Below are 26646 nucleotides of genomic sequence, written 5' to 3' on the forward strand. Positions count from 1 at the left end.
CCGGGACGGGAGCCGCAGAGTCGACTTTTGGTCCGCCCGGCGTGGCGCCGTTCGGTTCGAACGGTACACGCATGCTCGACCCTAGGCGGTACGGTTCAGGCCAAGAGGGGGCATGGTCCTGCCGGCACTTCACCACTGGGCCAAGCAATGTGATCTGCGACACAAGGGTGCGCGACCTGAATCACAACAAATTCAGATAATTTCCTTGCGCATTCAGGAGTAGCCTGTTATACGTCACCAGCAATGGTGCTGGTGTTGACCAAGGAGTCGTGCCATGAGTGTCGAATCAAGCTCCGCGGCGGGGACCGTCCCGGCGGGAGGTGGTCGCAGGGCTGAAAATCCCGTACCAGCCCAAGACGCAGTTGTTTCTCCACAGGGGAGCACCAGCCCACCCTTTGCCGATCCGGCAGCTTTGGGTCTGGGCGCTTTCGCAATGACCACGTTTGTCCTCAGTGTCATCAATGCCGGCCTGATCCCCAAAGCAGTCGAACCCGTTGTCCTGGGACTGGCACTGTTCTACGGCGGCATGGCGCAGTTCGCCGCCGGAATCTGGGAATTTGCCAACCGCAACGTTTTCGGCGCGACGGCGTTCTGCTCGTACGGAGCCTTCTGGCTGTCCTTCTGGTTCCTGAGCCAGTTCAGCGCGGGCAGTCTTCCGGCAGCGGACGCCGGCAAAGCTGTCGGCCTCTATCTTCTGGGCTGGGCAATCTTTACCGCCTATATGACCGTTTCAGCTTGGCGCGTCAGCATGGGTGTCTTTGCCGTTTTTGTCTTCTTGACCCTGACCTTCATTGCGCTGTTTCTCGGCGCCTTCTTCGGGGCAGCCGGGCTGTCGATGCTGGGCGGCTGGCTGGGCATCGTGACGGCGCTGATTGCCTGGTACTGCTCCCTCGCGGTGGTCGCGAACTCCACCTACAAGCGGACTGTGCTTCCGGTGGGACGACGGTGACAGGCCATGGCAGCAGACCCAACAGAATCGGATGAGACCCTCGCAAACCTGTTGCACGAGCAGCGGCGCTTTCCTCCGGACGCCGGCTTTGCGGCGCAGGCCAACGCTACATCGTCGGACTATGACGAAGCTGCCGGCGACAGGCTGGCGTTTTGGGCGCGGCAGGCGGAGCGGCTGGACTGGTCCCAAAAATGGAGTGAGGTCCTGGACTGGTCGAATCCGCCATTTGCCAAATGGTTCGTCGGGGGCAGGCTCAATGCCGCGTACAACTGCCTTGACCGGCATGTAGCTGCCGGCCGCGGGGACAAGGTCGCCTACTACTTTGAAGGAGAAGCCGGGGACACCCGTGCCATCACCTATGCCCAGCTCACCCACATGGTCTGCCAGGCGGCGAACACGCTGACCGATCTGGGCGTCAAGCCGGGAGACCGGGTTGCCATTTACATGCCGATGATCCCGGAAACCGTCGTGGCTATGCTGGCCTGCGCACGAATTGGAGCACCGCACACCGTCGTGTTCGGCGGGTTTTCCGCGGACGCGCTCCGGACGCGGATCCACGACTGCGACGCGCGGATCGTCATAACGACCGACGGCGCCTACCGCCGCGGCAAGGCCAATGGGTTGAAGCCCGCCGTCGACGAGGCCCTGCTGGACTGTCCGGACGTTCGCAACGTCCTGGTGGTCCGCCGCACAGCCCAGGAGGTCGACTGGACACCGGGCCGTGATATTTGGTGGCATGACTCGGTTGAGCTGGCTTCCGCCGATCACGACGCCGAGGCCTTCGACGCTGACCATCCCCTGTACGTGATGTACACCTCCGGCACCACGGGCAAGCCCAAGGGCATCCTGCACACCACTGGGGGCTACCTCACGGCGTGCGCCTACACCCACTGGGCGGTGTTCGACCTAAAGGCCGAGACCGATATTTTCTGGACAGCCGCGGACATCGGCTGGGTCACCGGGCACAGCTACATCGTGTACGGTCCCTTGGCCAACGGTGCCACCTCCGTGCTGTACGAGGGCACGCCGGATACCCCGCACCAGGGCCGCTGGTGGGAAATCATCGACAAGTACAAAGTCTCGATTCTCTACTGCGCCCCGACCGCCATCCGTACCTTCATGAAATGGGGCGCCCAGATACCGGCCAAGTACAGTCTCAGGAGTTTGCGCGTGATCGGAACCGTGGGCGAACCGATCAACCCGGCGGCCTACATCTGGTACCGCGAGAACATCGGGCACAACCACACGCCCGTGGTGGACACCTGGTGGCAGACCGAGACCGGAGCCATCATGATCAGTCCGCTCCCGGGAGTCACAGCGGGTAAACCGGGCGCCGCCATGAGGACGTTGCCCGGGGTCGTGGCCGACGTCGTCAATGACGCGGGCGCACCGGTTGCCAACGGCTCCGGCGGCTATCTGGTCCTCAGGGAACCCTGGCCATCCATGTTGCGCACCATCTGGGGTGACAACGACCGGTACGTGGAGACGTATTGGTCACGGTTCCCGGGGCTCTACTTTGCCGGGGACGGCGCGAAGAAGGACGAGGACGGGGATATTTGGCTTCTCGGCCGGGTGGACGACGTGATGAACGTGGCAGGACACCGGCTCTCGACGACGGAGATCGAATCGGCGCTCGTCGCCCATCCGAAGGTGGCCGAAGCCGCCGTCGTCGGCGCCCTCGACGACACCACCGGGCAGGCCATCGTCGCCTTCGTCATCCTGCGCAGCGATGCGGGCGACGGCGGACCGGAGGTCGTGCAGGAGCTGCGCGACCATGTAGCCAAGGAAATCGGCAAAATCGCCCGGCCCCGGCAGATCATGGTGGTCACCGAGCTGCCTAAAACCCGGTCCGGGAAGATCATGCGACGGCTCCTCAAAGACGTGGCGCAGGACAGGCCGATCGGGGATGTCACCACCCTGGCCGACTCCTCAGTGATGGATCTGATCAAAGCCGGCATGCCAGGCGGCGCCGCCGGCCCGCACTAATTGCCAGGTCGAGGCGTTCAGCCGGGGCCTTCAACGGGAGAGATGACATGGATGACTTCCTCGCTTACCTGGATACTTCGGAGGTCCGCTCCGGCAAACTTGAGGAACTGGTAGTGGCCGGAGGCGACGGAATTCCTTCACATGTCGGTCGGGATCGGTCCCAGGACGATGGTGTGGGCGGTGTGGTCGCGTTTGGTGGCCAGGTAGCGGGCATTTGCGGAGGAGAGGTGGACCCGGGTGGGCACGCGTTCGGCCACAGCGACGCCGTTGGCCTCGAGCTGGAGGGCCTTGTCGGGGTTGTTGCTCAGCAGCCGGATCCGGTGCGCTCCGACGGCGAGCAGCATCTGGGCCGCTGCACGATAGTCCCGCTCGTCCTCACCGTGGCCGAGGGCGACGTTCGCGGCGTAGGTGTCGAGCCCGCGGTCCTGAAGGGAGTAGGCGTCGAGCTTCTCGTAGAGTCCGATGCCCCGGCCTTCCTGCCTCAGATACAGCAGGAAGCCGCCCTCACCGGCGATCCGCTCGGCCGCCTCGCGGAGCTGTGGGCCGCAGTCGCACCTCTGCGATCCCAGGACGTCCCCGGTGAGGCATTCGCTGTGAGGGCGCACCAAGGGGGCGGCAGCCGCGGCGAGGGCGCCGTGCCAATCACCGAGCCCCAGCAGCAGGTGCTCCTTGCGGTCCACCAGATCCCGGAAAGTGAACGCATCTGCGGTCGTGGCGAAGCCGTCGGTGAACCTGAGAGGGATACGCACCCGGGTACGCACCAGGGCCCCAGGGGGAACCGAGCGCTCCCGTCCGGCGGATCCAAACGAGGCTGAGTCGGCGGACGCCGTGCCGACACCGTCCATTCCAGCCCCCGGTCCTGTTGCAGTGAGTCGTTCCGTGGACATTGAGCCCCTCCTTCTGGGATTTGGAATCGCGGCGTCTGGTTTTTGGCGATGACCTTTCCGTCGTGAATTCGATTGCGCTCCTGGTCCGCGCACATCGTCGCGAGGTGGCGCGGCCTCAGGCCTGGACCGACGTCCGCAGGCCCTCACGCTCCCCGGAGCGCTGCGGGTTGAGGCGTGCGTAGTGCCGGCCCTATCGTCGGCGGACCTCGATTTGACCGTCGTTGAGCCGCGTTTCGTATGCGGGCTGCGGGTGGCTGGCTGGCCCGCGCACGACGCTCCCGTCGTTGAGGCGAAAGGTGCTTCCGTGCCAGGGGCAGGTGACACAGCCGTCGGCGATTTTCCCTTCATCCAGTGGGCCGCCCATGTGGCTGCACATGCTGTCCAGGGCGTGAATCTGGGTGCCTGCGCGGTGCAGCAGCAGGGAGACGCCGGCAATGTCCACCTTGCGCTGGTCGCCGTCGGGCAAGTCATTCTCACTGAGCGCAGGTGTCCACTTCGTAGGGCCGTTCCTGTCTGCGGTCTTGTTGACGTTCACGGCGCTGGCATAGGTGAGATGTCCGCCGAGGAAACCGCCGAACATCAGGATCCCGAACCCAGCCATGCCCAGTGACTTTCCGACACCGCGGTGTCCGCGCGCGCGGGCCACAGCGGAGATTGTGTAGAGGCAGAGGGCTGTGCTGTTTGCGACCGCGTGAACTAGCCCTGTTCTCCTTGCCTTCCCCTGGGTGTCCGACCAGTCGTTGAGCCCGGCTGCCGCAGTGGGAACAGCAGCGGCAATGCCCGCGCACACCAGGATGTCGGCGGCGGGGGCGGAATCCACGCCCCCTATCGTGTCAAGGAGCATTGCCATGGTCCACGCTCCGATGGGCAGATCCGTGAGGACCGGATGCAGCGGATGGCCCAGGGCGGTGCCGCTGACGATGTTTCGAACAGTGCGCGCCCGCACTGCCCGCCCGACCGCGGCGGCAACGGCTGAAGCCACCCCGTCAAGCCGCTCGGAATGTTCTATGGCGGCGACCACGGAATTCAGCGGGTTCACGGCAGCTCCTCTGTCTCGTCAGTTCTTGAATCTGGAGTGTTCAGGACTGTGTCTACAACCGGTCTTCACTGAAGCGGCGGAAGTCCGGGTGGCGAATGGTCAAAGCTTTCCACCGAAACGGCCGTCGTGACAAGGTGTCCGAGCCGCCGGGGCGTGAATGAGCGGCGTACGTGAGCCGCGTGGATACGTCTTCGATCCTCACGAAGCGCCGACGTCATGGCCCGCCCCAGCCGGACGCCCGCCTGGCGGAGTCAGATGCCCGAACTCAGGTCCAGAGTCGGGTCCCGAGGCGAGGAAGGAGTCACTGGAGACCGCAACTCTCATGCCGGTGCTGAGAGTTTCTCCCAGTAGCCGCGGAGCTCGGCGTCGTCAGAGCGGCCAGGGTATTGTTCTGGGCGGTGAGGTCTTGGTCGTTGGTGGATACGCGCGCATATCCGATCAGCAGTCCGGTCATGGTCGTGCCCGTACCGTTTATCCCCAGCCACCGGGCATTTTCTCGGGCGGGTCCTATGCCGACCTCAGGATTTGCCGGTGTTCGCGGGCGGGACCTTGGTCTGGGGGCCTGACAGGTGCGGGACACCCTCGCGGGGGACGTTTCCCCGCGGGCTTGTAGACCCTATCGCCACCTACATCGAAGCCGCAGGTGCGGCGTTGCCGCGCCGCACTGTCGATACCGCTGTTTTACCTCCCGCACCGGTGCGCTTCCGGCCTTTTGAGCAACGTGCTTACGCGTCGAAGTGCGTCCGGACTCTCGGGTCCTGGGATAGTGAAGCGACGACCGAGGCGGCGATGTCCAGGAGTTTGACGTTTCGCGTGTTGGAAGCGTTTTTCAGGATCTTGATGGCGGTCTCCTGGCTGCAGCGGTTCTGCGCCATGATGGCGCCGGTCGCCAGGTCGATAATGGTCCGGGATTCGATGGCTGCAGTGGGGGGATTGGTTTACGCGCCCAAAGACTTTCAGGCTGTTCTCAGGCCGAGGGGGGAGATTAGTATCTGGACGCTGTAGATCTGGCCCTCTGGCGTCGTTGCAGGCCCCGGCCGCACGTCCAACCTCAACCCACGTGCGGCCGGCTCTCAAAATCGTAGACCTGACCCCGCCGTCGGCCCATCAGCGTCTCGCTCCATGGTGAGCCGCGGTCAAACCCGCCGCCGACGGCCGGTCGCCGACGCTTCCTCTTCCCGCCGTGCAGCCCAATGTTTTTGTGCAGCCCGAGGCAAGCCAGTGGCATTCTGTGGTGTGTCGTGCCTCCACGGCGGCGGCGTCACCACGCTGAGGCTCCGTCCGGATTCATCGAGGATATGGCCAAGTCGCGTGTACGCCCGGACCACAGCCTGACGTGAGATGACTATGCTGCCGGGCGCGCGCTCGGCCAGTTCCCGTTCAAACGCCGGCGCCTCCAAGTAGTCGCGGACCCACAGCGTGACCTCCAGGTTCTGTGCGCCGAGAACCTGGGCGCTCAGCCGGCAATTTGTTTGGGCGGCGAAGTAACGGCCGGCATCGTCAACGTATTGCGCCGGGACATTGAGCATCAACGTCACCTCCCGGAGGCCCCGGTTCGCTGCGGAGGACGCGTCGCACCTCAGCGTGATGTAACCGGAAGCGAGAAACCGTTCCACCCGGCGTCGGGCGGTTTGCGATGAGACGCCGCAGGTAGCGCCCGCAACCAAGTCGTCGTACATGTTCCGGACCTAACCAACGAGCACCGCTGGGCCGCCTACACGGCGCCCGCGCTGGAGGCGGGTGTGGGATCCGGCCTGTCTGTACCACTGGTCCTTGAGGGAGAAGCAGAAGCGGGCCTGAACCTGTATTCCACCCGGTCCCATGGCTTCACCGATGAGGATATCGACACGGTCGAAGCGTACTCATACCACGCGTCCAAAGCACTCCGCCTCGCGGTCCGGATCAGCCAACTGGCCGAGGCGAAAACAAACCCCACCGCTGCCATAGAATCCCGGACGATCATCGACCTGGCAACCGGCGCCATCATGGCGCAAAACCGCTGCAGTCAGGACACGGCCATAAAAATCCTAAAAATTGCTTCCAGCACCAGATACGTCAAACTCCGGGACATCGCCGCATCAGTGGTCGCCTCTCTTTCACAAGACCCGACAGTCCGGCCGTACTGCGACGCCTGCCTGCTGGGCCTGCACGGTAGCGACGTGGGCAGATCCACTTCACCCTATTCACCGACGAAACGGAGTAACGTTGAAGTGAGTCCGGGCGGCTGGATCCCCCAATACAGTCGTCCGGTAACTCATGTTCCCAGAGTCATCGAACCTGGAAATTCCGGGCGGTCCGCCGCTGGGCCAACCACTGCAGTCACGCTCCAGCGGGGGGCCATCCGGCGCGACACCCTCGAACGATCACGAAAGCCGCGTCGCCAGGAACACCGAAGTTCCGGGCCGGCTTTTTAGCGGCGTGCGTATTGGGAAGCCTTCGCGCAAGGCTGTGCCGAGGCACCACAGAAAGTGGCCTAGCGTCGTTTTGATCAGGAACCGGTATCGAAAAATCCGAACCTCAATCGTGCAGTGGAGATCCGACGACTTCGAAACCCTGGCTGCTCATCGATCCCGACAGCAGCGGCATCGCTTCGGCAATGCTGCTCCGGACCGAGTCTAGTTCCAGGGAGGCCCTGTGGGCGCTCTCGGATATCCACAACTCGGCAACGAACACCGTGTCGGGTTGGTCGTCGTTTACCCCTACTTCGTAGAGGAGGCAACCCAGTTCCGCAAGCCCGTCGGCTCGCCTGGTGAGGAGTTCTATGAGGCCATCGCGCGCGCCCGGCTTGGTGCCGAGAGTCGCCAAACGTGCGTGTGTCATGAGTCCATACTCATCGAAGGCTGCAGATATGGCCTGCTGCGCCCCTCCCGCAGCGCCCGGAATGCGTCGGATCGAGGCTTAGCCCAGCAGGGGGACGGCATGGGCGATCACGAGGGCCAGGAGAACGAAGCCTCCGGCGGCTTCGAGTCCCATCATCATTTTGGTCCGCGGCGACGGGGGCATGGTGTCGGTGGGGCTGAAGGCCATGGAGTTGGACAGGGAGAAGTAGGTGTAATCCACGAAAGAAGCGACCCAGCGGACCGTGTCGCAACTTCCGTGACGGCGTCGTGGTCTTCGTCTTGGGGGAACCGGAAGTCCGCGGCCGGGAGGTTGCCCCGGTGGGTATTGCGCCGTGCGACCGGTCCGCCGCGGTCCATTTCCCAGAAACCAAGGCGAACGCAATGATGTTCGTTACCCAGATCTGCAGTGCTGCCAGAAGGAGCGTGCGCCGCCCGTCGCCGCTGCCGGAGTCGGTCAGAAGAATGATGAGCTGCACCAGGGCGACGCCGTTGGCGGCGACGAGGAGGAGTGCCTGGCTCGTCGCTAATCGTTTGGACCAGCGTGTCTCTTTGTGCAGGCGGCGGGGGTTGAGGATCAGCGGGGGATCAGCATCAGGAGTCCGATTCCCACCACCGTGTAGCGGATGGCCGGCAGGAAGGCGCTGGGAAGGGCGGCATAGAGGCCCAGCGCGATGAGCAGCCCGATTACGGCCGGCCAGCGGTGTTCGGCGCTGTCCTTCAGATTTGCGATCTCAGACATTCACCGAGTCTAGGCAAAGCTGCGGTCCATCCCGGTCCGGGCGCGCACTGAGCCGACAGCAGATGGCCGCCTGGCGCGAGGGAACGTCGGGTCAGGCGGCCCAACTCGGTTGCGAGAAGCCCACCCAAGACACTCCCGCCGAACTCAGATGGTGGTTTCCGCCGCGCTCCAACCTGTGACGGCCTCTGCTGGCGCGGCCAGCTAGAGGTTCCAATGGTGTCCGACGCAGGCTCGGTCCAAATCGGGCACTGACTGTGTCTGCGACATTTCTTGGTTGTTGTCCACGATGGACGAGTTCTTGTTCGGGTTGCTCGCCAGCGCCGGAATCTGCGATGCCGTCGCGGGTCTTGATGGACCGCGGTCGGGTTTCGTTGGCCGCTACCCACGGATCCGTTTATCCACCGCCTCTGCTGCTTACAGGGAGGGGATGTTACGGTGAGTTTTCCGTTCGGGGACGGCATGAACTTCAGCATTCACCCGAACCGGCCCGACATCCGGCACTGAAGAACAGGACGCGCAAATGATTGACTTTCTGAGCTCGGCCGACGGCACGAAAATCGCCTTCGAACGGACAGGTGAAGGACCACCTCTGATCATTATCGGCGGTGCATTGAACAGCCGGCGTTCGGCCGACGGGCTGGTGCCTTGGCTGGCCCCGCACTTCACCGTGTACGCCTATGACCGTCGGGGGAGAGGCGAGAGCTCCGACACCCTTCCCTACAGTCCCGGCCGTGAACTAGAGGATTTGGAAGCGCTGATAGCCGCGGCGGGCGGTTCGGCCTACGCTTACGGCCATTCCTCGGGTGCCATCCTGATTCTTGAAGCAGCGGCTGCCGGAGCGGGCATCTCCAAATTGGCGGCCTACGAGCCGCCATATCTGACCGGGCATGCCCCCGAAGAACCTTGGGAAAATTTCAGGGACCGGGTCCAGGAGGCACTGAACGGGGGAGACCGGGAAGCCGCCGTGGAACTGTTCATCCGCCATACCGGCTCTGACTTCGACGAAGGAATCAAAACCATGCCGTGGTGGCCCGCGCTCCTCAGCGTTGCCCAGACCCTGCCGTATGACCTCACCCTCACGGCCGACGGCAGCGTCCCGGAGAGGCTGTCGAATATTCAGGTTCCCACGCTCGGGATCTACGGTGGTGCGAGCCCTTCCTGGGCCGGGAATGCCATCAATGCCGTCGCCGCAGCCGTTCCTGGCATGAAAAAAGAAAAGCTGGAAGGCCAGGACCACGCAGTCGCCAGCGATGCTGTCGCACCGGTCCTGATCAAGTTCTTCAACGGCGCCCCAGCCTAGGCTGCCATCGACCCCAATACGGCGGGAACTTGGAAAACGACGTTGAGGCTAACCCACTCGGCCGATGGTGAGAACCCCGAGCCTATGTAGAGCCTATGTTCCCGCCGGGCGCGCGACGATACTGGACATCGTCCCTCGTGGCGACGTGATCTCATCCCGGACGGGAAGCCGTTCGCGGTCTGGGACATCCGCGCCGCCTTGAGTTCGTGCTGAGCCCTGGCGTTGAATGCGTGGGGATGGCCCCGGAAAAGAATTTCCCACCAGATGTCCTTTTGGCGGCTCCCCGGTCGTCGTGCTGATGTAACTAACGAAAGAAGGAGACGTCGTGGAGTACATGCTTTTCATCTGTAGCGATCCCACAGCGCCGGAATATGTGGCCGCCGAGGACAACATTGTCGAATGGGGGGCCGAGATGGAGGCGCGGGGCGTCGCCCGTCACGGTGACAGGTTGCGTCCTGTCGAGGACGCAACCACGGTAGTGGTGCGCGGGGGCGAAGTGGTGGTCTCGGATGGGCCGTTCGCGGAGACGAAGGAATGGATCGCGGGCTATGACATCATCGCTTGTGCCGATCTTGATGAGGCTATCGAGGTGGCGTCCAAGCACCCCATGGCCCGGTTCGGCAAGATCGAGATCAGGCCCGTGTGGCCGCTCGGGGAATAGTGATTCGCCCCGAGGCCGGCATTGATGATCAGGGTAGGGAAGACGCGCCGGAGCTGACGGACGTGCGGGCCGTCGTGGAGGCCGCGTCCGTCGGTGAGGCAGCACGAATCACCGCAACCCTCATCCGCGTGACGGGCGACTGGGGCCTGGCCGAGGATTGTGTCCAGGATGCGTTCGCCAGGGCCCTCGTCGACTGGTCGGAGCACGGCGTTCCCAGGAATCCCGGGGCGTGGCTGACTACCGTGGCCAAGAACAAGGCAATCGACCGCATGCGGAGCGCCGCCAGCGAAAGGCGGGCGGTCCGTGAACTCGCCATTCTCACCGAGCTCGAAGGGCTCGAAGACAAGGCCGGCATAGGGACGGCGGCAGAGGATGACACGCTGCGGCTGATTCACACCTGCTGCCACCCGGCCCTCCCGCTTGAGGCCCGGGTGGCCCTGACCTTGCGCACAGTCGCGGGACTCGCGACCGGGGAGATCGCCCGCGCGTTCCTGGTCTCCGAAGCAACCATGGCCAAACGGCTCGTTCGGGCCCGGGCGAAGATACGCGATGCCGGGATCCCATACCGGGTGCCGCCGCCGCAGCTGATATCCGAACGCACCGCCGGAATCCTGGCCGTGCTGTATCTGATGTTCAACGAAGGGTACTCGGCCACCGGGGGCAACTTACTGATCCGCGAACCACTCGCCCGGGAAGCGATTCGCCTGACCCGGCTGCTGGTTGTGTTGCTCGACGGGTCCCCGCAGGAACCTGAGGCCCTGGGCCTCCTTGCGCTCATGCTGTTCCACCATGCCCGGCGGGGGACGCGGACGGACGCCGCAGGGGACTTGGTGACCCTTGAGGAGCAGAACCGCGGATTGTGGGACAAGGTTGCGGTCGCGGAGGCTGTGGCGCTGCTGGCGGCCGCGGAGCAAATGGGCGTTTCACGCCGTTCCCGAGCAGGTAGCTACCGTGTGCAGGCCGCCATTGCTGCCTGCCATATGATCGCCCCGGACTCTGGCAGCACGGACTTCGCCCGGGTGGCACAGCTGTATGACCGCCTGGCGCACATTGCACCGTCACCGGTCATCGAGCTCAACCGTGCCGTTGCCGTCGCGATGTCTCAGGGACCGGAAGCAGGACTTGACCTCATCGACGAGCTGGACCGGACACGGTCCCTCGAGGGGTACTACCTCCTGCCCGCGGCGAAGGCTGATCTCCTGCGCCGCCTTGGCAGAAAGTCAGAGGCCAGCTTCGAGTATGAGCGGGCCCGTGACCTCGCTCCCTCCGAGGCCGAGCGCCGCTACCTCTCCAAACGCCTGGCCGAGACAAGCGCCGGGTCCCCATCCCCACCCGATCCCCGCACCGCCGCGAAGGAGTACAAATGAAACACCTCATGCTGATCCCCAACGACGTTGACACCTGGAACGCACTCTCCCCGTCCGAAATCGAGGCGATCATGCAGGCACATACCTCGTTGCAGCAGGAACTCAGGGCATCCGGTGAGTTCGTGGAGGCACATCAGCTCGGTGAAGAGGCGAAGTTCGTAAGACGTGACGGCAGCACCTGCACCGTGACCGACGGTCCGTACCTTGAGACCAAGGAAATCGTGGCCGGCTACTACATCGTCGACTGTGTGGGCATGGCCCGCGCCGTGGAAATCGCCGGAAAATTCGGAGAGGCCAAGTTTTGGCCGATCGAAATACGCCGGATCGACCCCTGACCCGCACGGCCTTGAATAGTTGTGTGATCAGAGTTGCGCCGTACCGCCTCGTCACAACCGGGCAGAGGAAGCTGGAACAGGCTCACCCCAAGATCCAAGCGTCATTTGACGAAAATTAGGAGAGGTAAATGCGCGTACCAATGAAATTGGAACTGGTGCCGCTGCCGGTAGCAGACGTCGAGCGGAGTAAGACCTTCTACACGGACACCGTCGGCTTCACTTTGGATCATGACGTGCAGCCCGGGAACGGCATGCGGATCGTGCAGCTCACGCCACCCGGTTCAGCATGCTCCATAGTCATCGGCGCCGGAATGGCCAACAGCAGCCCAGACGACGGCACGGTCAAGGGCCTGCACCTAGTGGTCGAAAACATCGCTGCGGCGCGCGACCAACTCATCAAGCACGGGGCCGCCGTGACCGAAATAGAGGACATGGGAGGCGTCAAGTTCGCGTACTTCAGCGATCCCGACGGCAACTCGTGGGCGCTACAAGAAATCGGAAAGGGGTGACCCCGCCCGGGGTGCTCACCGACGCCGGCGGCCTCACACCAACCCTGGCGGACACCCTACCCACTCCGTCGAATCGGGCAGCGAATCGTGCGCCCACGGTACCTGCGCACGCTCCGCTGACCATGGGCCCCATCCGCATAGGTCGCGCCGCGACTCCTAGTCACTGAGATCGAAGTCGAGATCAAGTTCCTCCGGTGTCCTCAGCTGTCGTTGGGCGAAGTCGATCGCTAGCTGCAGGGCATCGCTCCGCGCGTTTTTCCATGGTCCGCTCAGACCGGCTCCATCTTTAAGGGAGGTGGAGCCGGTCTCTGGGGTGCGCTTCGTCATTCTGAGGGTGAAATGACGTTGTGGCGTGCCCCTGACTGGGCTGCTGTGCCACAACGCAACAGTAGGTTCTGAAGCTGCGCTTTTTCTTGCACTGTGGGAGCCCCGGATCGGGGAACGGCAATGTGGAGGTTCGGTGACGCGGGCGGTTACCGGGCGTTGAAGACGTCCGGGCCGAAGCTGTTCAGGCCCGGTGCCCCCGCGTATCCGAGCCGGGGTACTGAAAAGATGTCCTCGATGCTGGCGAGCAGGCTGTAGTGGTTGTACATCGTGTCCGACGTCGTCCCGCCCTTGGTGAACGGGGAGATCACCAGTGCGCCGACGCGGCCGCCCGCGGTGCCTCCGGTGACTCCCGACGGGCCGGAGGTCTTGGCTTCGGTTTCGTCGAAGGTGATGACCAGCACCCCGTCCTGTTTGTAGGCGGGGGAGTCCAGGATGGCGGGGATCTGCTGCTGCAGCCAGCTGTCGGCGCTTTCGAGGCCGCCCGGGCTGCCGTCGACGCAGGGGCTGTCGTGTCCGTCGTTGCACAGGTTGGGTGTGATGTAGGAAAGGTTCGGTGTCGTGTCCGTGGACTTCAGGTCATCAGCGAAGTGGGTGTAGTCCACCACGTTGTTCGGGCAGTCCGGAGACGATGTGATTTCGTCAAAATACACGAACGGGTTGTGGCGCGTTGCGTATTGGTCGCCCTCCTTCGCCTTGTGATGGTCGTCCGTGGAGCCGGGCTCGGGATGCTGGCAGGGCGTGCCCATGTCCTCCATGTAGCCTTTCCAGGTCTTGCCGGCGGAACTGAGCTGGCCTGCAAGGGTGGGAACCGAAGCGGGGTACACACAGCCGGTACCCTGCACCTGGCCCGCCTCGGATGTCCCGGTTTGTTGGAACTCGGCATATACAGGGCAATCGGCGCGCGTCATGGCGTTCGAGCCCTGCCCGGAAATCTGGGCCAGGTAGTCGGGGAGGGAGTTGTGGTCTGTCCCGTAGTACTGGGAGAGCAGCACGCCCTGTGCGCGCAGGGTCTTCGATAAGTAGGTGGCCGCCGACTCGGGGCCCCAGACGTCGTTGTAGTCGTGGTTCTCCAGGTTGATCACGAAGACGTGGCCGGGTTTCCCCGAGGCCTGTGTGGGTTGTGGGGAGGGGGTTGTCGTAGGAGTGCCGGGGGCGGCCGTTGTCTTGCCCTGGCCCGGCGATGGCCCGCCTCCTGGCGGGGTGGGCTCACAAGCCGTGGCCGCCACGGCGAGGATTGCAGCAAGAATCAGCGCCGCCGGTCGTGCCGCGCGGCTCCGGCCCAAGAATTTTGCGACATTCTGGCTCATCGGTTCCGGCTTTCTCTCTGGCCCGGCTCCCAATGGGCCAGGTGTCAAGTGGCGTCTACCGTTCCACACCAGAATCAACATTGTGTCTGTAGCCCCTGAGTAAGCCCTGTGAAGCCTCTCGGGCTCGGGACTCCACGGCTGGGCCCCCGCACGTTTTCCAGAGACAGGACGGCTATTTCTGGCCCCACTTGGTGACCCGCCGGGCACTTGCGACGGTTACCTGTGACCGCCTTCAGCGTTGGATTCACCAGTGGATGGATGCGGCGGAAGGCCGGTCCGGATGGAATCGAAGGCGGCTTAAGTACCTTGACTGGTACGTAACCGACTTGGTACAAAAGGGTCATGGAAGCCGCTCTAAAGGCCCTCGCGGATGATAGCCGACGGAGAATGCTGGAGGCCCTTGCTGACGGCCCGGCAACCGCGGGTGAACTGGCAGCGCTCCTGCCGATTGCACGCCCGGGTGTCTCGCGGCACCTGCGGGTGCTGCGAGAAGCGGGTCTGGTCGAGGTGCACCAAGAAGCGCAACGGCGGGTTTACTCCCTCCGCCCACAGCCGCTCACTGAGATCTACGACTGGCTGGATCGATACGTGGCCCTGTGGGAACAGCGGCTGGATGTCCTGCACACCGAAATAGCACGCGGCAAGCGTGAGCGAAGGAGCACCCCGTGACCAACAACACCCCTGGAAGCGTGCGCACGCTGGGCACCCTGCGAGCGGTGGAGGGCAACGGCATCGTGCGACTTGAGGTCCGGTTCGACACCGATAGGGAGGACGTGTGGTCGGCGCTCACCGATTCCGGCCGTCTCGCCCGCTGGCTCGGCGAGGTAGAAGGCGATCTTCGCGAGGGCGGTGACTTCAGGGCCCGCTACTTTGCCAGCGGGTGGGAAGGCAGTTGTCGTGTGGAAGTGTGCCAGCCCCCACAGTGGCTCCGGATTCTGACCACGGCCCCAGACGAACCGGACGGCGTGATCGAGGCGACGCTTAGCGCTGACGGCGATCAAACCATCCTGGTTATTGAGGACCGCGGCTTGCCTCTGGAGCAGATCGCCGCCTACGGGGCAGGAGACCAGATCCACGTCGAAGATCTCGCCGCCTACCTCGCCGGACGTGACCGCTGCGACGCACGGGTGCGGTGGCAAGAACTCCACCCCGCATACCAGGAGCTGGCCGCAAGGCTCACCTAGCACGACGGCAGATCTGCCGGTCGCAACCCCCAGCGGGTTCCAACGTTGAAACTCCTTCGTCCGCGGCGCCCTGACTGAGACCCCAAGTCGATGAGGCACCGAAGACGGGCCCGCGACAAGACTTCCCAGTCATCGCAGGGTGGGGCAAGTTTCAACCGCCCTCGAGGGGCCAGAAATACGTGACACAACCATCAGAACCGTGACAGGAGCCGAGCCATGGACTGGACTGTCCCGGCCAGCGCAGCGCTGATTCCGGCCAAGGCCAGTAGTGCGCTCATGGCGATGATCTGAGCCAGGAAGAATGGCAGCGCCACTCCAAGTGTGGCGGCGTACGTCAGAGTAAAACTCAACGTTGGAGGTTCGCTCATGCAACCGTGACCTCCAGCCAGATTCTATTTGCCTCGTTCTCGTCAACACTAGCTGCGGGGCTCTCCCATGCGTCGATGCAGCGCGGGCACTCTGATCCGGTGGGCCTCGGGCCCTTGCCGCGCGGCGGGTGCGGAGGTAGGTTTTGCAAGCCGTGGCCGTCCGCCCGCAGTGGGGCGCGCCGCGCGGCGGTGGTTGACCCGGGTGTGGCGTGGGAACCCGCCCGGGCCGACCACCTAAACGTGTGGGCTGACGGCTCCGGTCCGGCCGGTGGGATGCGGGACAGTGGAGGGTCGGCTCTCAGGCTGTTCTCAGCGCGAAGAGGGACATTGAAAATAGCCCCGAAATGCCGACCCCTGCTCCGCCTTCGACCCAAAGACTCCGGCCGCACGCTCTCCTCAACCGGCGTGCGGCCGGGCATCACGTCGCCCCCTGCAGAGTCAAAAAGCACCTGGAATGGATAGGACTCGGGACTGCCTTCCGTTTCGCATGCAACAACTAGGCCCGTTGATGCCCCGCTGCCAGCGTGAGTGCGGATCGCAGAAGTAAATGTCGATACCGGCGTCCACTTTCACGGTTTTCCAGTCCTGCATTTCGATGCCCTGGTCCCAGGTGAGGGAATGCCTCAGCGCCTCGGGGAGCGTCTTGATCTTGGCTGCCAGGGCGTCACGCATTTGTTCTGCTTTGTATCTATCCGGCAGGTGAACGAGCATCGTGTAGTTGGTGGTTCTCTCCACGAGGGTCCCGATCGCGGACTGGTTGCCCTTGCCGATGATGAGGTCACCCTTCCAATGCCCTGGCACCGCACGGTCCTGAACCTCCGCGGGACGCTCGGAGATATTGACCATCCCCGGGATCCGGTTCTTCCGCTGACCGGCCTTCCTGCAGGGCTGCCGGAGCGCACGTCCGGTGCGTAAACACGCGGCCAGATCACGGTTGAGTGCTCCGCGGGACTGAACGTAGAGGGACTGGTAAATGGTCTCAGGTGACACCCGCATCTCCGGTTCATCGGGAAACTCAACCCGCAGGCGTCCTGCGATCTGCTCCGGCGAGTACTTCTTTTTCAGGTCCTCTTCCACCTTCGCACGCAACACCGTGTTCGTGTGCAGTTTCGACGGTTTCGGCCGCGAAGCCCGCTCATACGCCAACGCGTGAGCCGATGTTGCCCGGCAGGGCAACCCGGCCACCGAATTGCGCCGAAGCTCCCTGGACACCGTCGAGGCCGACCTGTCGATCACGACCCCGATCCGGCGCAGCGAGTGTCCCTGGGCGCGCAGCACCGCGATCTCTTCACGCTGGGCGAAGGTCAGGCACCTGCCCTTCAGATCCCGGCCGCGGCGTGGCCTGACACCCCCGGCTTCGGCCAGGACCCGGCGACCGGTCCGCCTGCTCGTATCGATCGGCACAACAGCGTCCGTGATGAAATCGCCGGCCTGCATCCCGGCCCAAAACAGCTGCAGAAGATCCGGTCTTACATAAATTGAATACCTCGCCACGACAACACCCATCCGCTAAGTGTTGCAATCACCGCAAGAACCCAAGGATCCCTTACCGGGCCAGACTGAGACTGTCTCCACTCTTCAGGATGGAGGTCGTGGTTTCGACCCGAGCGGGCATCGTAGGTCGGTTGTCAGCCAAGCTCGGCTCGGCGGCGAGGCTCGGCTCCGTACTCTGACCACCGGCCTGCGTAGAGACGGCCGCGGCCGAGTCCTGCATGCTCGAGAGCGAGAAGGTTGTGGCAGGCCGTGACGCCTGAGCCACAGTAGGAGATGACGGCAGTCGCGTCTTCGATCCCAACCTTCGCAAACGCTCGTCGGACCTCGGCGATCGGGCGCAGGTGTCCATCGGGGGCGAGGTTCCCACGGCACGGGACGTTCACTGCGCCGGGGATGTGTCCGGCTTGGGGATCGGTGGGCAGCTGGACGCTTCCGTCGAAGCGGTCGGCATTGCGGGCGTCGAGGATGATCCCGGCAGCCCCTGCGGTGATGTCCTGAAGCTGGGCGAGACGGGCCTCGGGCCACGGAGACGGCGTGAAGGTCGCGGGCGCCGGCTCCACGGGCGTCGTCTCCAGCGGTCCCGTCCATGCGGCAATCCCGCCGTCGAGCAACGCCGCCCGGTGCCCGAGCGCACGCAGCATCCACACGAGCCGCGCGGCGATGACTCCCCCCGCGTCGTCGTAGGCGATGACGGTCGTGTCGTCGCCGATTCCCAAGGAGGACATTCCATGTGCGAACACTTCAGAGTCGGGAAGCGGGTTCAGCCCGTGTGGTCCCGAATTGCCCGACAGCCATGCGGCCAGGTCCACGAACACCGCATCTGGAAGATGCCCGCCGTCGTACGCTGCACGGCCCGACCCGCCGTCGAGGTACCAGCGAACATCAGCGGTGACAACGTTACGTCGGTTCGCCTCGAGCCACGCGGCATCAATAAAGGGTGGAAGATCTTCTTGGGTTATCCGGCTGTCGTCCATACAGTGCAGGCTAGAGGATGTGTCCATAATTTGAGCAAAAATGTTCTATGATGTGGACATTCTGCAGAGGATGCGCCGCACCACGGCAGGCGCCCGTAAGCCGGTCGATCACCGTGCCCAGGAAACGTGCCGCACGTCTTGGCCGCCGCCAACAACCGCCACGGCGGAAGACCCCGCAAAGTGGACGACGCTGCCGCTGCCAGGGCCAAGGAACTCAAGGGCAAAGGAATCAGCGCCCGCGACATCGGCAAGATGCTCGGAGCATCCCGCGCCACGGTCTACCGATACCTTATATAGGCAACGCGGAGAGCGATCCCGACAACGCGGCGATGACATCCAAGCGGTCCGCCCAGCCCTCGTCCGCGAATGTCCGGCACGTCCCGCCGGTGGGTGCCGGTCTGGCCGTCCTGGCGGGCACCCATCAGACTGGCATATTCAGGAGGTAGGGCCGGTCCCGGACGTTCTTGTCGACGACCCCGCTTCGATTGCGGCCAATTCGTCAGAGGCGCTCATGAGGGCCCTCCTCTATGAAGATCTTGCCAACAGACTAGTCCCAATGCGGGGCAATGGAACCGGTGCTCAAGTACTCCCTGGCGCCACCGAAATGGAGCTCAGTGCCAAGGCGCAGGTAGGCCCGATCCTATTCCAACGGGCTCGATCCAACGCCCAGGCAAGTGCGACTGTTCCTGCCTGGGGGCATTTGCTGGTTCTAGGGTTTAGCCGCCGCTCTCCTCGGGTCCTTCGGTGTCGATGTGTTCTTTGCGGACCTTCTCCTTGATGGTCACGTCTTCGGTGACCGTTTCCGTGCCGATGTGGACCCGTTCGACCGGGACAGTCTCCTTGGTGACGATGATTCGTTCCTCGTGGAGGATGATCTCGTTCTCATCGTCCGCACGGTCCGCTACGTCGTTGCGGTTTTCCTCCGTAATCGGTTCTCGCTCGATCCGTACTTCTTCGCGCTGCACTGGAACGGTCCTGGTTTCGTATTCCGAGGTGACGTATTTGCGCAGGCGTGCCCCGCCCGCGGCCGGCTGTTCGGCGCCGCCCCCTGCCGGGCGCGGCTGGGGCCGGGTTGTGGTGTCTTCAGTGGTGGGCGCGGTGGCGTCGTATCCGGGGTGCCGGTGGCGGCAGGGGGAGTACTGCGGTCTGTTGCGGTGGTGTCTTGTGTGGCGGGGGCCAAGGTCTCGTCGGTGGTGGCGTTGTACCCGGTGGTGGTCGGTGTCCCGGTGCGTTGCGTTCCGGGGTCGGGGGTGGAATCTGCCGCATCTGCCGTCGCCTCGGTGTAAGTGCGTCCGGTGTCGAGCTGATAGTGCTGGTAGAGCCGGCCTTCCTCGGCAGGCTCCAGTGGCCGATCGGCGTCGATCCTCGGCGCGTCCTTGACCTGGTTTTTGCTGTAGGGGACCACGATGTCATTTCCCTCTGTTCGGGCTCCTTCCAGGGGTACGAAGGATTCGGACATTCCGAATAGGCCCGTCCTGGCGGTTACCCAGCTCGGCTGTCCGTCATTGTTGTCCACGAAGGCCTGGCCGATGGAGCCGATCTATTCTCCGTCCTCTGAAAGAACATTTGCGCCTTGGTTGAGCAGGGGCAGCAATGGGCCGGTGGACCTTATGCCCTGCTTCTGCGGCCGGCAACGGCGCCATAGATCAAGAGCACAATAACGGCCCCGAGGATGGAGAGGAGCCAGGTCCGCAAATCGAAGAAGTCAGCGAGGCCTCCGCCGAAGATCAACGAACCTATCCAGCCTCCGAGGATGGCGCCCACGACGCCAATTACGAGTGTGATCACCCAGCCGCCTCCCTGCCGGCCGGGAAGGACCGCCTTGGCGATAGCTCCTGCGATAAGGCCGAGAATGAGGAATGCAAGAATTCCCATGACTGTCCGTCCTTTCGGTTGCCGGTCGTGGAATGCGGCCGATATCAAGATCTAATCAGCATGCTTAGTAGCACGCAATACCTCGTGGGCGGTGGCGCGTCAGTGCTCAATATCCGCCGCTAGTGGCCTCACAGATCAGACTGGATCGTTGGGACTCCGCCGGGGCGACCCTTTCATGCCAGACGGTCCCGCGCGGTGGCGGACAAGGCCAAACCGTAGCTGAGCGTCGATCGGCTGGCGGATCGTATTCAGCTCGTGTCGACGGCCTGAAGTCTGGCGTGGGGGGCTGATTGGGCAACCAACCTGAATTGGGGACATCGGCGCCGCTGTTGGCTTGCTCCTCGCCGTCGGAGGCGGATGCATTTGCCCTGTTGGAGAATAAATCCAGTGTCTATCCTGTGTGTAAAGACCGCTGTGACAGACGGTCCACAGGCCGCCGGCACGTCCCGGGAAGTCCTCCCGCTCCGGGGGCCCGTCTCAATGAGGAGGCGTCGATGTCCAGTCCCGATGTGCCAACGCGCGGGCCGGCCAGACCCGGTCCATATGTCGTCACCGGAATCCTGTTGGCCATCGCCATTGTGATTCCGTTGTATGTGCCCGCGTATTCTGTCGGTGAGCCGCGTTTGGCCGGTATGCCGTTCTTCTACTGGTACCAGATGATGTGGATTCCGATCACCTCGGCCCTGGTGGGGATCTCCTACTGGCTGGTCGGCAAGGAGGATCGCCGCCGGCGCGAATCCGTGCGCGGCGTGACCGGTGATGAGGAGGAGCGATGAGCGGGGCAGCCGTGCCGCTGGCCGCTCCGGACCGGCCCATTAGCTGGGTTCCACTGACCATTGTGATCATTCTCTTCGTCCTGGTGGCGGTCTTGGGGTTCGTGGCTGCGCGGTGGCGGCGGGGAGAGGGGACAGGGCTGCACAGCCTTGACGAGTGGGGCCTTGGGGGCCGCGGGTTTGGAACCTGGGTGACCTGGTTCCTGCTCGGCGGCGACCTGTATACTGCCTACACTTTCGTGGCCGTTCCGGCTGCAATGTGGGCCACTGGCGCCGTCAGCGGATTCTTCGCGGTGCCGTACACAATCGTTCTGTACCCGATCGTGTTCCTTTTGATGAGCCGGTTGTGGTCCGTCTCGCACCGGCATGGGTTTGTCACGCCGGCCGACTTCGTCGGCGGCCGCTATGGCAGCAGGGCGCTGACCCTTGCCGTCGCCGTCACCGGCATCGTCGCGACGATGCCCTACATTGCGCTTCAGCTAGTCGGAATCAAGGCCGTGCTCACGGTGCTGGGCCTGGGCAGTGCGGAGAACGTACTGCTGACCGACCTGCCGCTGATCATCGCGTTCGTGGTCCTGGCCGCGTATACGTACACCTCGGGCCTGCGGGCTCCGGCCCTGATCGCCGTTGTGAAGGATCTGCTGATCTATCTGGCGGTGATCGTCGCGGTAATTTACCTGCCGATCAAGTTCGGCGGCTGGGGTCCCATCTTCGACTCTGCCGAGGCGAAACTCGCTGCGGTCAACCCTGCCACCGGTAAACCCACTGGAGTCTTCATTCCGGGCGCGAACAGTTACTCGGCCTACTGGACGCTGGCTCTGGGCTCGGCCTTGGCGCTTTTCATGTACCCGCACTCGATCACGGGCGTCCTGGCGACCAAGAGCAGGAATACGATCCGGAAGAATGCCGCGGTGCTGCCGCTGTACTCGTTGATGCTGGGGTTCTTGGCTCTGCTGGGCTACGTGGCCATCTTCGCCGGAACCAATCCCGTTGACGTGAACGGCGCTGTCAACCCGCAGTTGGTGGTCCCGCAGCTGTTCCTGGATCAATTCCCGGCCTGGTTTGCCGGAATCGCCCTGGCCGCCATCGCCATCGGGGCTCTGGTCCCGGCCGCGATCATGTCGATAGCCGCGGCGAACCTGTTCACCCGCAACATTTACCGCGATCTGATTAAGCCCGACGCCACTCCCCGGCAGGAAGCAAAGGTGTCCAAGATTGCGTCGCTTGTGGTGAAATTCGGTGCATTGATTTTCGTCATTGCCATGGACCAGTCGGCAGCAATTAACATGCAGCTCCTCGGCGGCATCTGGATCCTGCAGACCTTCCCGACGATCGTGGCCGGGCTCTACACCCGCTGGTTCCACCGATGGGCGCTTTTCGGCGGCTGGGCAGCCGGAATCATCTATGGCACCATCGCGGCGTACAACGTGGTCAACCCGGTCACGAAGGCCTACTTCGGGGGCTCGATCGCGGCCATCCCCGGAACCGACATACAGGTCTACATCGCCGTTGTGGCGTTTGCGATAAACCTCGTGGTTGCCACCGGCCTATCTCTGCTCTTCCACGCAATGAAGCTCCCTGGTGGGAATGACATCACCCGCAGCTCGGACTACGGCGCCGACGAGAACGATCCAAAGATCGCCCAGATCGAGCGCGAGCAGCCGCTCGCTGAACCCGGCGCCCCCACGTTCTAGGTCACTGGGGACCCGAGACCGCACAGGAGCCCGAGGGACGAAAGGTATATGACCATGAACGCCGGACAGCACGGCAAGGGCACAACCGGGGAGAGTTCCTTGGCCGCGTACCTGCACAGTCACTTGATAGCCGCGGCGGCGGGGGAGCGACTCTTCGAACAGGCGGCCAAGACGTGGAAGGACTCGCCACGCGGCAGTACCATCGCGCGGCTCGCGACGGAAATCAGTGCCGACAAGGCAACCCTGGAGGGCATCACCGAGGGGCTCGGTCTAGGCATCCCGGCCTACAAAAAGCCCTTCGCCTGGACAGGGGCGCACCTCGCGTCCCTAGGCCCGCTCAATCCGCTCCACGCCAGGATCGGCGCAGCCGAACAATTGGAACTCGAAGCGCTGATCAGTGCCGTCACGGGCAAGTCGCTGCTCTGGAGGACCTTGGGTCTCCTGTCCCGCACGGACCCGCACGTTGGACAGGAGCAGGTGGCGAGTCTGCTGGACCGGGCAACGGCACAGCTCCGCGAACTCGAGGGTCTCCTCTTGGAAACCGCGGCGGAACGGTTCACCGACGCCGGTCAGTGAGACCCGGACGTTCGTCGACGATCCTTCGACCTGCGGACCACAGCGCTGCAACGTTAGCAACGTGGCGGGGCACCCCTACCCGGGTTCCATCGCAGTGAGTCCGTTGGGGTCATCCTTCCGGACGCCGCCGTGTGGTCCCTTTCGATGGCCTCAGCGTGCTGCGATGAGGGCCTGGGGTGCGGCTTGTTTCATCCGGGTTTGCAGCCAGCGCAGCTGGGTGGCCGTTTCGGCGTCGCATTTCTCCACGACGGCGAGTAACTCTATATCGCGCAGCGCGGACCCGGCCTGTTTGACCATCGTCCAGGTGACGTCGACGAGGCTGGCCAGCAGGTAGAGGTCCTGCAGGTCGCGCAGGAGACCGACGGGACCGTTCCGGGTTGTGGCCAGGCCCTGGGCGTGGAGCCGTTCGGGCTCGTTGTCGGAGCTGTTTTCGCCGTAGCGCTGCACGACGGGCCCGAGGAGTTCCCCGTGCCGGTCGCACTGGGCTGCCAGGGTGCGGCAGAGGAAGTGAACATCTGGCTCGGCCCCGTGGCCCTCGGCCACTTGGCGGAAGGAATCGGCGAGCGTGTTCTCGGCCTGACGGAGCATGCCCAGGTAGATGTTCAGGTTCACGGCCGGCCACCCTCCGTGGTGTTTCTGAGCGCGTCGGGGAACTGGGGTGCAGGTTCGATGTCCGTTGTTTCCGTGGCTTGGGCCCCGTCGCCGCCGGCCGTGGCCGGGACCGGCGCGGTGCCAGGCGCCGCGGCGGGCCGGGACGCTGTGGTGGTCGGGGCCGGCGCCGGTCCGGTGGCATCGCCGATCTTCTCCACGGTCACCGCCGCGTTTTTGAACATCGGCTGCTTGGATACGGGGTCCCATTCGGTCAGGGTCAGTTCATTCGCGGCCGTCGGGTGGGTCCCGGGGCGGCCGCCGGTGTCCCAGTAGCCGTAGTGGAACGGGGCGAACACGGTGCCGGGCGCGATGCCGCTGACTCGTGCGGGGACCTCGATCCGGCCCCGGCGGGAGGTGACCCGGACCAGGTCGCCTTCGGAAATGCCGAGCCGGTCCGCGTCCTCCCGGGCCAGTTCTACCCAGGCCCGCGGTGCCGCGTCGGCCAGGGGCCGGGAGCGGCCCGTTTTGGTGCGAGTGTGGAAATGGTACGCGGTGCGCCCGGTCGTATACCGGAGCGGGTAGTCTGCGTCGGGTTCCTCGTGCGGCGGGTGGAACGGGGCGGTCTTGAACAGGGCCCGCCCACCGGCGCCCTGGGCGCGGAAGGCCTGGGCTCCCACCGTTGCGCCGGTGAGCAAGTCATGGCCGTAACTTTCGCAATAGTCGGGGTCTGTGGGGAAAACGCCGTCTCCGTACAGGCGGTCCGTTCCGTCGGGGTGGTCCTCGTTGCAGGGCCAGGGGATGCCGCTGCCGCCGCGCAGCCTGTCGTAAGTGATTCCGGTGTAGTCGCACGGGCGTCCGCGGGAGCAGTTTTTCCACGCCTCGAACGCGTCCTCTGGCCCGGCCCAGTCCAGCAGCGGCCCGCCATTTAACGTCGTGAAATCCATCCTGCGCGCGTAGTCGAGGAAAATGTCCAGGTCGCTGCGCGCCCCATCTGGAGGCTCAACCGCCTTGTCGGAGATGTGCACAATGCGGTTGACGTTGGTGAACGTCCCGGTCTTCTCGCCCCACCCGGCTGCCGGAAGCACCACGTCCGCGTACTGTGCTGTTTCGGTGAGGTAGAGGTCCTGGACGACGAGGAAGAGATCGGGTTTGGCGAGGATGTTCCGGATCCGGGGCAGTTCGGGCATGGACACTGCCGGGTTCGTCGCCGAGACCCACAGAAAGTCGATCGAGCCCTGTTCGGCATAGCGGAAGATCTGCATGGCATGCGTCGGCGGCGCCCAGTGCGGGATGGTCATCGGATCCACGTTCCAGAGCCGGGCCAGTTCCTGGATGTGATCGGGACTTTCCCAATTGCGGAATCCAGGCAGGTCCCCGTCCGCGCCGCATTCCCTATTGTTCTGAGCCGTGGGCTGGCCGTTCATCTGGAGGACCCCGCACCCTGGGCGGCCGAGCATCCCGCGCAGCAGGTGCAGGTTGTTGACCTGGCACGACGCCGCCGTCGCCTGCGAGGACTGGTAGAAGCCCTGCAGCACCGTGGAGACAATCCGATCGGACGTGCCGAAGATCCTGGCTGCGTCCCTGATGTCCGACGCCGGGACACCGCAGACGGCGGCAGCCGCCTCGGCCGTCCACGGCTCGACCACCTTCCGGAGAGCGTCCTGGCCCAAGGTGTGGTCGCGGACATAGCCGGCATCATCCCAGCCCTGGGCCAGCACCTCACGGACCAGGGCGTGCATGAGCGCAAGGTTCGTGCCGGGCCGGATGGCCAGATGGACATCGGCGTGGCGGGCGACCTCCGTGTCGCGCGGATCCACGCAGACGATCCGGGGCCGGTCCGTGCCCGCGATCCGGTCCAGGACTCTGGACCAAAGCACCGTTTGTGTCTCGGCCATGTTGTGGCCATAGAGAAAGAGCGCGTCGCAGCTGTCGATATCGGTATAGGATCCGGGCTGGCCGTCGGCGCCGAACGACTCCTTCATGGCCGCCGCCGCGGTAGCAGTGCACAGCCGGGTGTTTCCGTCCATGTGCGGGGTGCCGATGCCGGCCTTCCCGATCACGGCCAGCGCGTAGTACTCCTCCAGGAACAGCTGCCCGCTGGTGTAGAAGCCATGGCTGAGCGGACCTCGCTCCGCCAGCAGGTCCCTGCTCCGGTCCACAATCCGACGCATCGCCGTGTCCCAGTCGCATTCGACCAGTTGCCCATTCTCGCGGACCAGCGGACTCGTCAGGCGGTCCTTGTGCGACACACCCTGGCGGCTGGCAAAGAGCCCCTTCGGTCCCAGCCTGCCATGGTTGACCAGATCCTGCGCCCGGCCGCGGATCCCGACCATCGCGCCGTCCTTGACGGCGATGTCGCAGGCACATCCGTTGCTGCAGAGGACGCAGGCGGACTGCACCCACCGGTCAACATCGTCCTCAGCGATGCCGTCGTCCAGGACCTGGTCCACCCGGACCGGCCATAAACTGTCCCGCGAGTACGGGGTCCGGGTTCCCCAAATATTGGCTATCCGGTCGACCATGTCACTCCTCCTCTACCTTCAGGCGGGAACATTGTTGGTTCGCGTCCGGGCGCGGAAGCCGCGGACCGTCCTCTGTGCCCTGCCGGTCGCGACAGGAAATGCCTCAGCTCCGGCCCGTCCCCTTGGCCGGATCCTCACCAGCCTCGGACGGTTCCAGAATTATCAGCATGCTTGCAAATAGTCCAGAGTCGCCCTGCGGGGGAAGGCTGAACGACCAGCACCTATTCTCCCGAAAATGCCGGCCAACCCGGATCCTCCGCAGGAAGGGGAAAACGCGGAGCATCCGGACACTCGCGGGGAACGGGTCGTCACGACGAATAGAGGCCCGCCGGGTCAGCCCCGCGGCGCC

The 26646-nt window shown here is 64.2% G+C and carries 29 protein-coding genes and 3 pseudogenes; 15 read left to right on the plus strand and 17 right to left on the minus strand.

Annotated features, from left to right (window positions below; genetic code table 11):
• Window positions 1-274: 274 nt before the first annotated feature.
• Together AC1DKQ_RS18105 and acs are read left to right on the plus strand one after the other, a co-directional pair.
• Window positions 275-949 (plus strand): acetate uptake transporter, encoded by a 675-nt coding sequence (locus tag AC1DKQ_RS18105; RefSeq protein ID WP_476851085.1) that lies wholly within the window; start codon window positions 275-277, stop codon window positions 947-949.
• Window positions 950-955: 6 nt separating this feature from the next.
• Window positions 956-2935: an acetate--CoA ligase gene (gene acs / locus AC1DKQ_RS18110; protein WP_476851084.1), complete on the plus strand. Its 1980-nt coding sequence runs from the start codon at window positions 956-958 to the stop codon at window positions 2933-2935.
• 137 nt (window positions 2936-3072) lie between these two features.
• Here the strand turns inward: acs and AC1DKQ_RS18115 are convergent, their stop codons facing one another.
• The 5 genes and pseudogenes from AC1DKQ_RS18115 to AC1DKQ_RS18135 all read right to left on the minus strand — a co-directional run bounded on the left by AC1DKQ_RS18115 (window position 3073) and on the right by AC1DKQ_RS18135 (window position 6540).
• Entirely contained in the window at window positions 3073-3822 is a 750-nt protein-coding gene (locus tag AC1DKQ_RS18115) for a GTP cyclohydrolase II (RefSeq protein ID WP_476851083.1), read from the minus strand.
• 190 nt (window positions 3823-4012) lie between these two features.
• Window positions 4013-4861, minus strand: a complete 849-nt coding sequence (locus AC1DKQ_RS18120; protein ID WP_476851082.1) for a Rieske (2Fe-2S) protein — start codon at window positions 4859-4861, stop codon at window positions 4013-4015.
• A gap of 370 nt (window positions 4862-5231) precedes the next feature.
• Window positions 5232-5315, minus strand: a pseudogene (locus AC1DKQ_RS18125) (recombinase family protein); the annotation flags it as partial.
• Window positions 5316-5586: 271 nt separating this feature from the next.
• The gene (locus AC1DKQ_RS18130; protein ID WP_476851111.1) at window positions 5587-5778 is read right to left on the minus strand and encodes an ANTAR domain-containing protein; all 192 of its coding nucleotides are present in this window, start codon (window positions 5776-5778) and stop codon (window positions 5587-5589) included.
• A gap of 219 nt (window positions 5779-5997) precedes the next feature.
• Window positions 5998-6540: a hypothetical protein gene (locus AC1DKQ_RS18135; RefSeq protein WP_476851081.1), complete on the minus strand. Its 543-nt coding sequence runs from the start codon at window positions 6538-6540 to the stop codon at window positions 5998-6000.
• 36 nt (window positions 6541-6576) lie between these two features.
• Between AC1DKQ_RS18135 and AC1DKQ_RS18140 the strand changes: the two are divergent.
• A pseudogene (locus AC1DKQ_RS18140) lies at window positions 6577-6687 on the plus strand (response regulator receiver protein); the annotation flags it as partial.
• On the plus strand, window positions 6664-7275 hold the full coding sequence (locus AC1DKQ_RS18145) for an ANTAR domain-containing protein (protein WP_476851110.1): 612 nt from the start codon (window positions 6664-6666) through the stop codon (window positions 7273-7275). The pseudogene AC1DKQ_RS18140 and the gene AC1DKQ_RS18145, both read left to right, overlap by 24 nt.
• 103 nt (window positions 7276-7378) lie before the next feature.
• Here the strand turns inward: AC1DKQ_RS18145 and AC1DKQ_RS18150 are convergent, their stop codons facing one another.
• The 3 genes from AC1DKQ_RS18150 to AC1DKQ_RS18160 all read right to left on the minus strand — a co-directional run bounded on the left by AC1DKQ_RS18150 (window position 7379) and on the right by AC1DKQ_RS18160 (window position 8440).
• A complete protein-coding gene (locus AC1DKQ_RS18150; RefSeq protein WP_476851080.1) occupies window positions 7379-7681 on the minus strand; it encodes a putative quinol monooxygenase in 303 nt (100 codons plus the stop codon).
• A gap of 78 nt (window positions 7682-7759) precedes the next feature.
• The gene (locus AC1DKQ_RS18155) at window positions 7760-7921 is read right to left on the minus strand and encodes a hypothetical protein (protein WP_476851079.1); all 162 of its coding nucleotides are present in this window, start codon (window positions 7919-7921) and stop codon (window positions 7760-7762) included.
• Window positions 7922-8275: 354 nt separating this feature from the next.
• Window positions 8276-8440: a hypothetical protein gene (locus tag AC1DKQ_RS18160; protein ID WP_476851078.1), complete on the minus strand. Its 165-nt coding sequence runs from the start codon at window positions 8438-8440 to the stop codon at window positions 8276-8278.
• 520 nt (window positions 8441-8960) lie between these two features.
• On the opposite strand from AC1DKQ_RS18160, the gene AC1DKQ_RS18165 reads away from it, so the two are divergent.
• The 5 genes from AC1DKQ_RS18165 (at window position 8961) to AC1DKQ_RS18185 (ending at window position 12612) form a co-directional block, all read left to right on the plus strand.
• Window positions 8961-9740 (plus strand): alpha/beta fold hydrolase, encoded by a 780-nt coding sequence (locus AC1DKQ_RS18165; protein ID WP_476851077.1) that lies wholly within the window; start codon window positions 8961-8963, stop codon window positions 9738-9740.
• A 334-nt stretch (window positions 9741-10074) separates the two neighbouring features.
• A complete protein-coding gene (locus tag AC1DKQ_RS18170; RefSeq protein ID WP_476851076.1) occupies window positions 10075-10401 on the plus strand; it encodes a YciI family protein in 327 nt (108 codons plus the stop codon).
• Entirely contained in the window at window positions 10401-11768 is a 1368-nt protein-coding gene (locus AC1DKQ_RS18175; RefSeq protein ID WP_476851075.1) for an RNA polymerase sigma factor, read from the plus strand. The genes AC1DKQ_RS18170 and AC1DKQ_RS18175 overlap by 1 nt, the downstream gene beginning before the upstream one ends.
• The gene (locus AC1DKQ_RS18180; protein WP_476851074.1) at window positions 11765-12103 is read left to right on the plus strand and encodes a YciI family protein; all 339 of its coding nucleotides are present in this window, start codon (window positions 11765-11767) and stop codon (window positions 12101-12103) included. Before AC1DKQ_RS18175 ends, AC1DKQ_RS18180 begins: the two co-directional genes overlap by 4 nt.
• Window positions 12104-12231: 128 nt before the next feature.
• Complete coding sequence (locus AC1DKQ_RS18185) at window positions 12232-12612, plus strand: VOC family protein (RefSeq protein ID WP_476851073.1); 381 nt, start codon at window positions 12232-12234, stop codon at window positions 12610-12612.
• Window positions 12613-12768: 156 nt separating this feature from the next.
• Here AC1DKQ_RS18185 and AC1DKQ_RS18190 read toward each other — a convergent pair whose 3' ends face one another.
• Window positions 12769-12939, minus strand: coding sequence for a hypothetical protein (locus tag AC1DKQ_RS18190; protein ID WP_476884087.1), 171 nt, complete (start codon window positions 12937-12939; stop codon window positions 12769-12771).
• A 146-nt stretch (window positions 12940-13085) separates the two neighbouring features.
• Window positions 13086-14246, minus strand: coding sequence for an alkaline phosphatase family protein (locus AC1DKQ_RS18195; RefSeq protein WP_476856338.1), 1161 nt, complete (start codon window positions 14244-14246; stop codon window positions 13086-13088).
• A 342-nt stretch (window positions 14247-14588) separates the two neighbouring features.
• Here AC1DKQ_RS18195 and AC1DKQ_RS18200 point away from each other — a divergent pair, with 342 nt between their 5' ends.
• Together AC1DKQ_RS18200 and AC1DKQ_RS18205 are read left to right on the plus strand one after the other, a co-directional pair.
• Window positions 14589-14915, plus strand: coding sequence for an ArsR/SmtB family transcription factor (locus AC1DKQ_RS18200; RefSeq protein WP_476851071.1), 327 nt, complete (start codon window positions 14589-14591; stop codon window positions 14913-14915).
• Complete coding sequence (locus AC1DKQ_RS18205) at window positions 14912-15430, plus strand: SRPBCC domain-containing protein (RefSeq protein ID WP_476851070.1); 519 nt, start codon at window positions 14912-14914, stop codon at window positions 15428-15430. Before AC1DKQ_RS18200 ends, AC1DKQ_RS18205 begins: the two co-directional genes overlap by 4 nt.
• A 191-nt stretch (window positions 15431-15621) precedes the next feature.
• Here AC1DKQ_RS18205 and AC1DKQ_RS18210 read toward each other — a convergent pair whose 3' ends face one another.
• The 3 genes and pseudogenes from AC1DKQ_RS18210 to AC1DKQ_RS18220 form a co-directional block, all read right to left on the minus strand.
• Window positions 15622-15798, minus strand: coding sequence for a hypothetical protein (locus AC1DKQ_RS18210; RefSeq protein WP_476851069.1), 177 nt, complete (start codon window positions 15796-15798; stop codon window positions 15622-15624).
• Window positions 15799-16302: 504 nt separating this feature from the next.
• Window positions 16303-17304, minus strand: a pseudogene (locus AC1DKQ_RS18215) (IS30 family transposase); the annotation flags it as partial.
• Window positions 17305-17426: 122 nt separating this feature from the next.
• Window positions 17427-18266 carry a sulfurtransferase gene (locus AC1DKQ_RS18220; protein ID WP_476874432.1) on the minus strand — a complete coding sequence of 280 codons (840 nt, stop codon included), beginning with the start codon at window positions 18264-18266 and terminating at the stop codon, window positions 17427-17429.
• Window positions 18267-18392: 126 nt separating this feature from the next.
• On the opposite strand from AC1DKQ_RS18220, the gene AC1DKQ_RS18225 reads away from it, so the two are divergent.
• Complete coding sequence (locus AC1DKQ_RS18225; RefSeq protein WP_476851067.1) at window positions 18393-18563, plus strand: helix-turn-helix domain-containing protein; 171 nt, start codon at window positions 18393-18395, stop codon at window positions 18561-18563.
• Window positions 18564-18982: 419 nt separating this feature from the next.
• Here the strand turns inward: AC1DKQ_RS18225 and AC1DKQ_RS18230 are convergent, their stop codons facing one another.
• The gene (locus AC1DKQ_RS18230) at window positions 18983-19276 is read right to left on the minus strand and encodes a YsnF/AvaK domain-containing protein (RefSeq protein WP_476851109.1); all 294 of its coding nucleotides are present in this window, start codon (window positions 19274-19276) and stop codon (window positions 18983-18985) included.
• A 598-nt stretch (window positions 19277-19874) separates the two neighbouring features.
• Window positions 19875-20141 carry a GlsB/YeaQ/YmgE family stress response membrane protein gene (locus AC1DKQ_RS18235; protein ID WP_476851066.1) on the minus strand — a complete coding sequence of 89 codons (267 nt, stop codon included), beginning with the start codon at window positions 20139-20141 and terminating at the stop codon, window positions 19875-19877.
• Window positions 20142-20635: 494 nt separating this feature from the next.
• Between AC1DKQ_RS18235 and AC1DKQ_RS18240 the strand changes: the two genes are divergently transcribed.
• From AC1DKQ_RS18240 to AC1DKQ_RS18250, 3 genes are read left to right on the plus strand one after another with little or no spacing between them, the layout of a single operon-like run.
• Window positions 20636-20917 carry a DUF3311 domain-containing protein gene (locus AC1DKQ_RS18240; protein ID WP_476851065.1) on the plus strand — a complete coding sequence of 94 codons (282 nt, stop codon included), beginning with the start codon at window positions 20636-20638 and terminating at the stop codon, window positions 20915-20917.
• A complete protein-coding gene (gene mctP, locus AC1DKQ_RS18245; RefSeq protein ID WP_476851064.1) occupies window positions 20914-22608 on the plus strand; it encodes a monocarboxylate uptake permease MctP in 1695 nt (564 codons plus the stop codon). The genes AC1DKQ_RS18240 and mctP overlap by 4 nt, the downstream gene beginning before the upstream one ends.
• A gap of 54 nt (window positions 22609-22662) precedes the next feature.
• Entirely contained in the window at window positions 22663-23184 is a 522-nt protein-coding gene (locus tag AC1DKQ_RS18250) for a hypothetical protein (RefSeq protein WP_476851063.1), read from the plus strand.
• A 150-nt stretch (window positions 23185-23334) separates the two neighbouring features.
• Here the strand turns inward: AC1DKQ_RS18250 and AC1DKQ_RS18255 are convergent, their stop codons facing one another.
• A complete protein-coding gene (locus AC1DKQ_RS18255; RefSeq protein ID WP_476851062.1) occupies window positions 23335-23796 on the minus strand; it encodes a hypothetical protein in 462 nt (153 codons plus the stop codon).
• Window positions 23793-26297 carry a molybdopterin oxidoreductase family protein gene (locus AC1DKQ_RS18260; protein WP_476851061.1) on the minus strand — a complete coding sequence of 835 codons (2505 nt, stop codon included), beginning with the start codon at window positions 26295-26297 and terminating at the stop codon, window positions 23793-23795. Before AC1DKQ_RS18260 ends, AC1DKQ_RS18255 begins: the two co-directional genes overlap by 4 nt.
• Window positions 26298-26646 lie beyond the last annotated feature (349 nt).

It is taken from the genome of Arthrobacter sp. 05L421 (genome assembly GCF_056397785.1).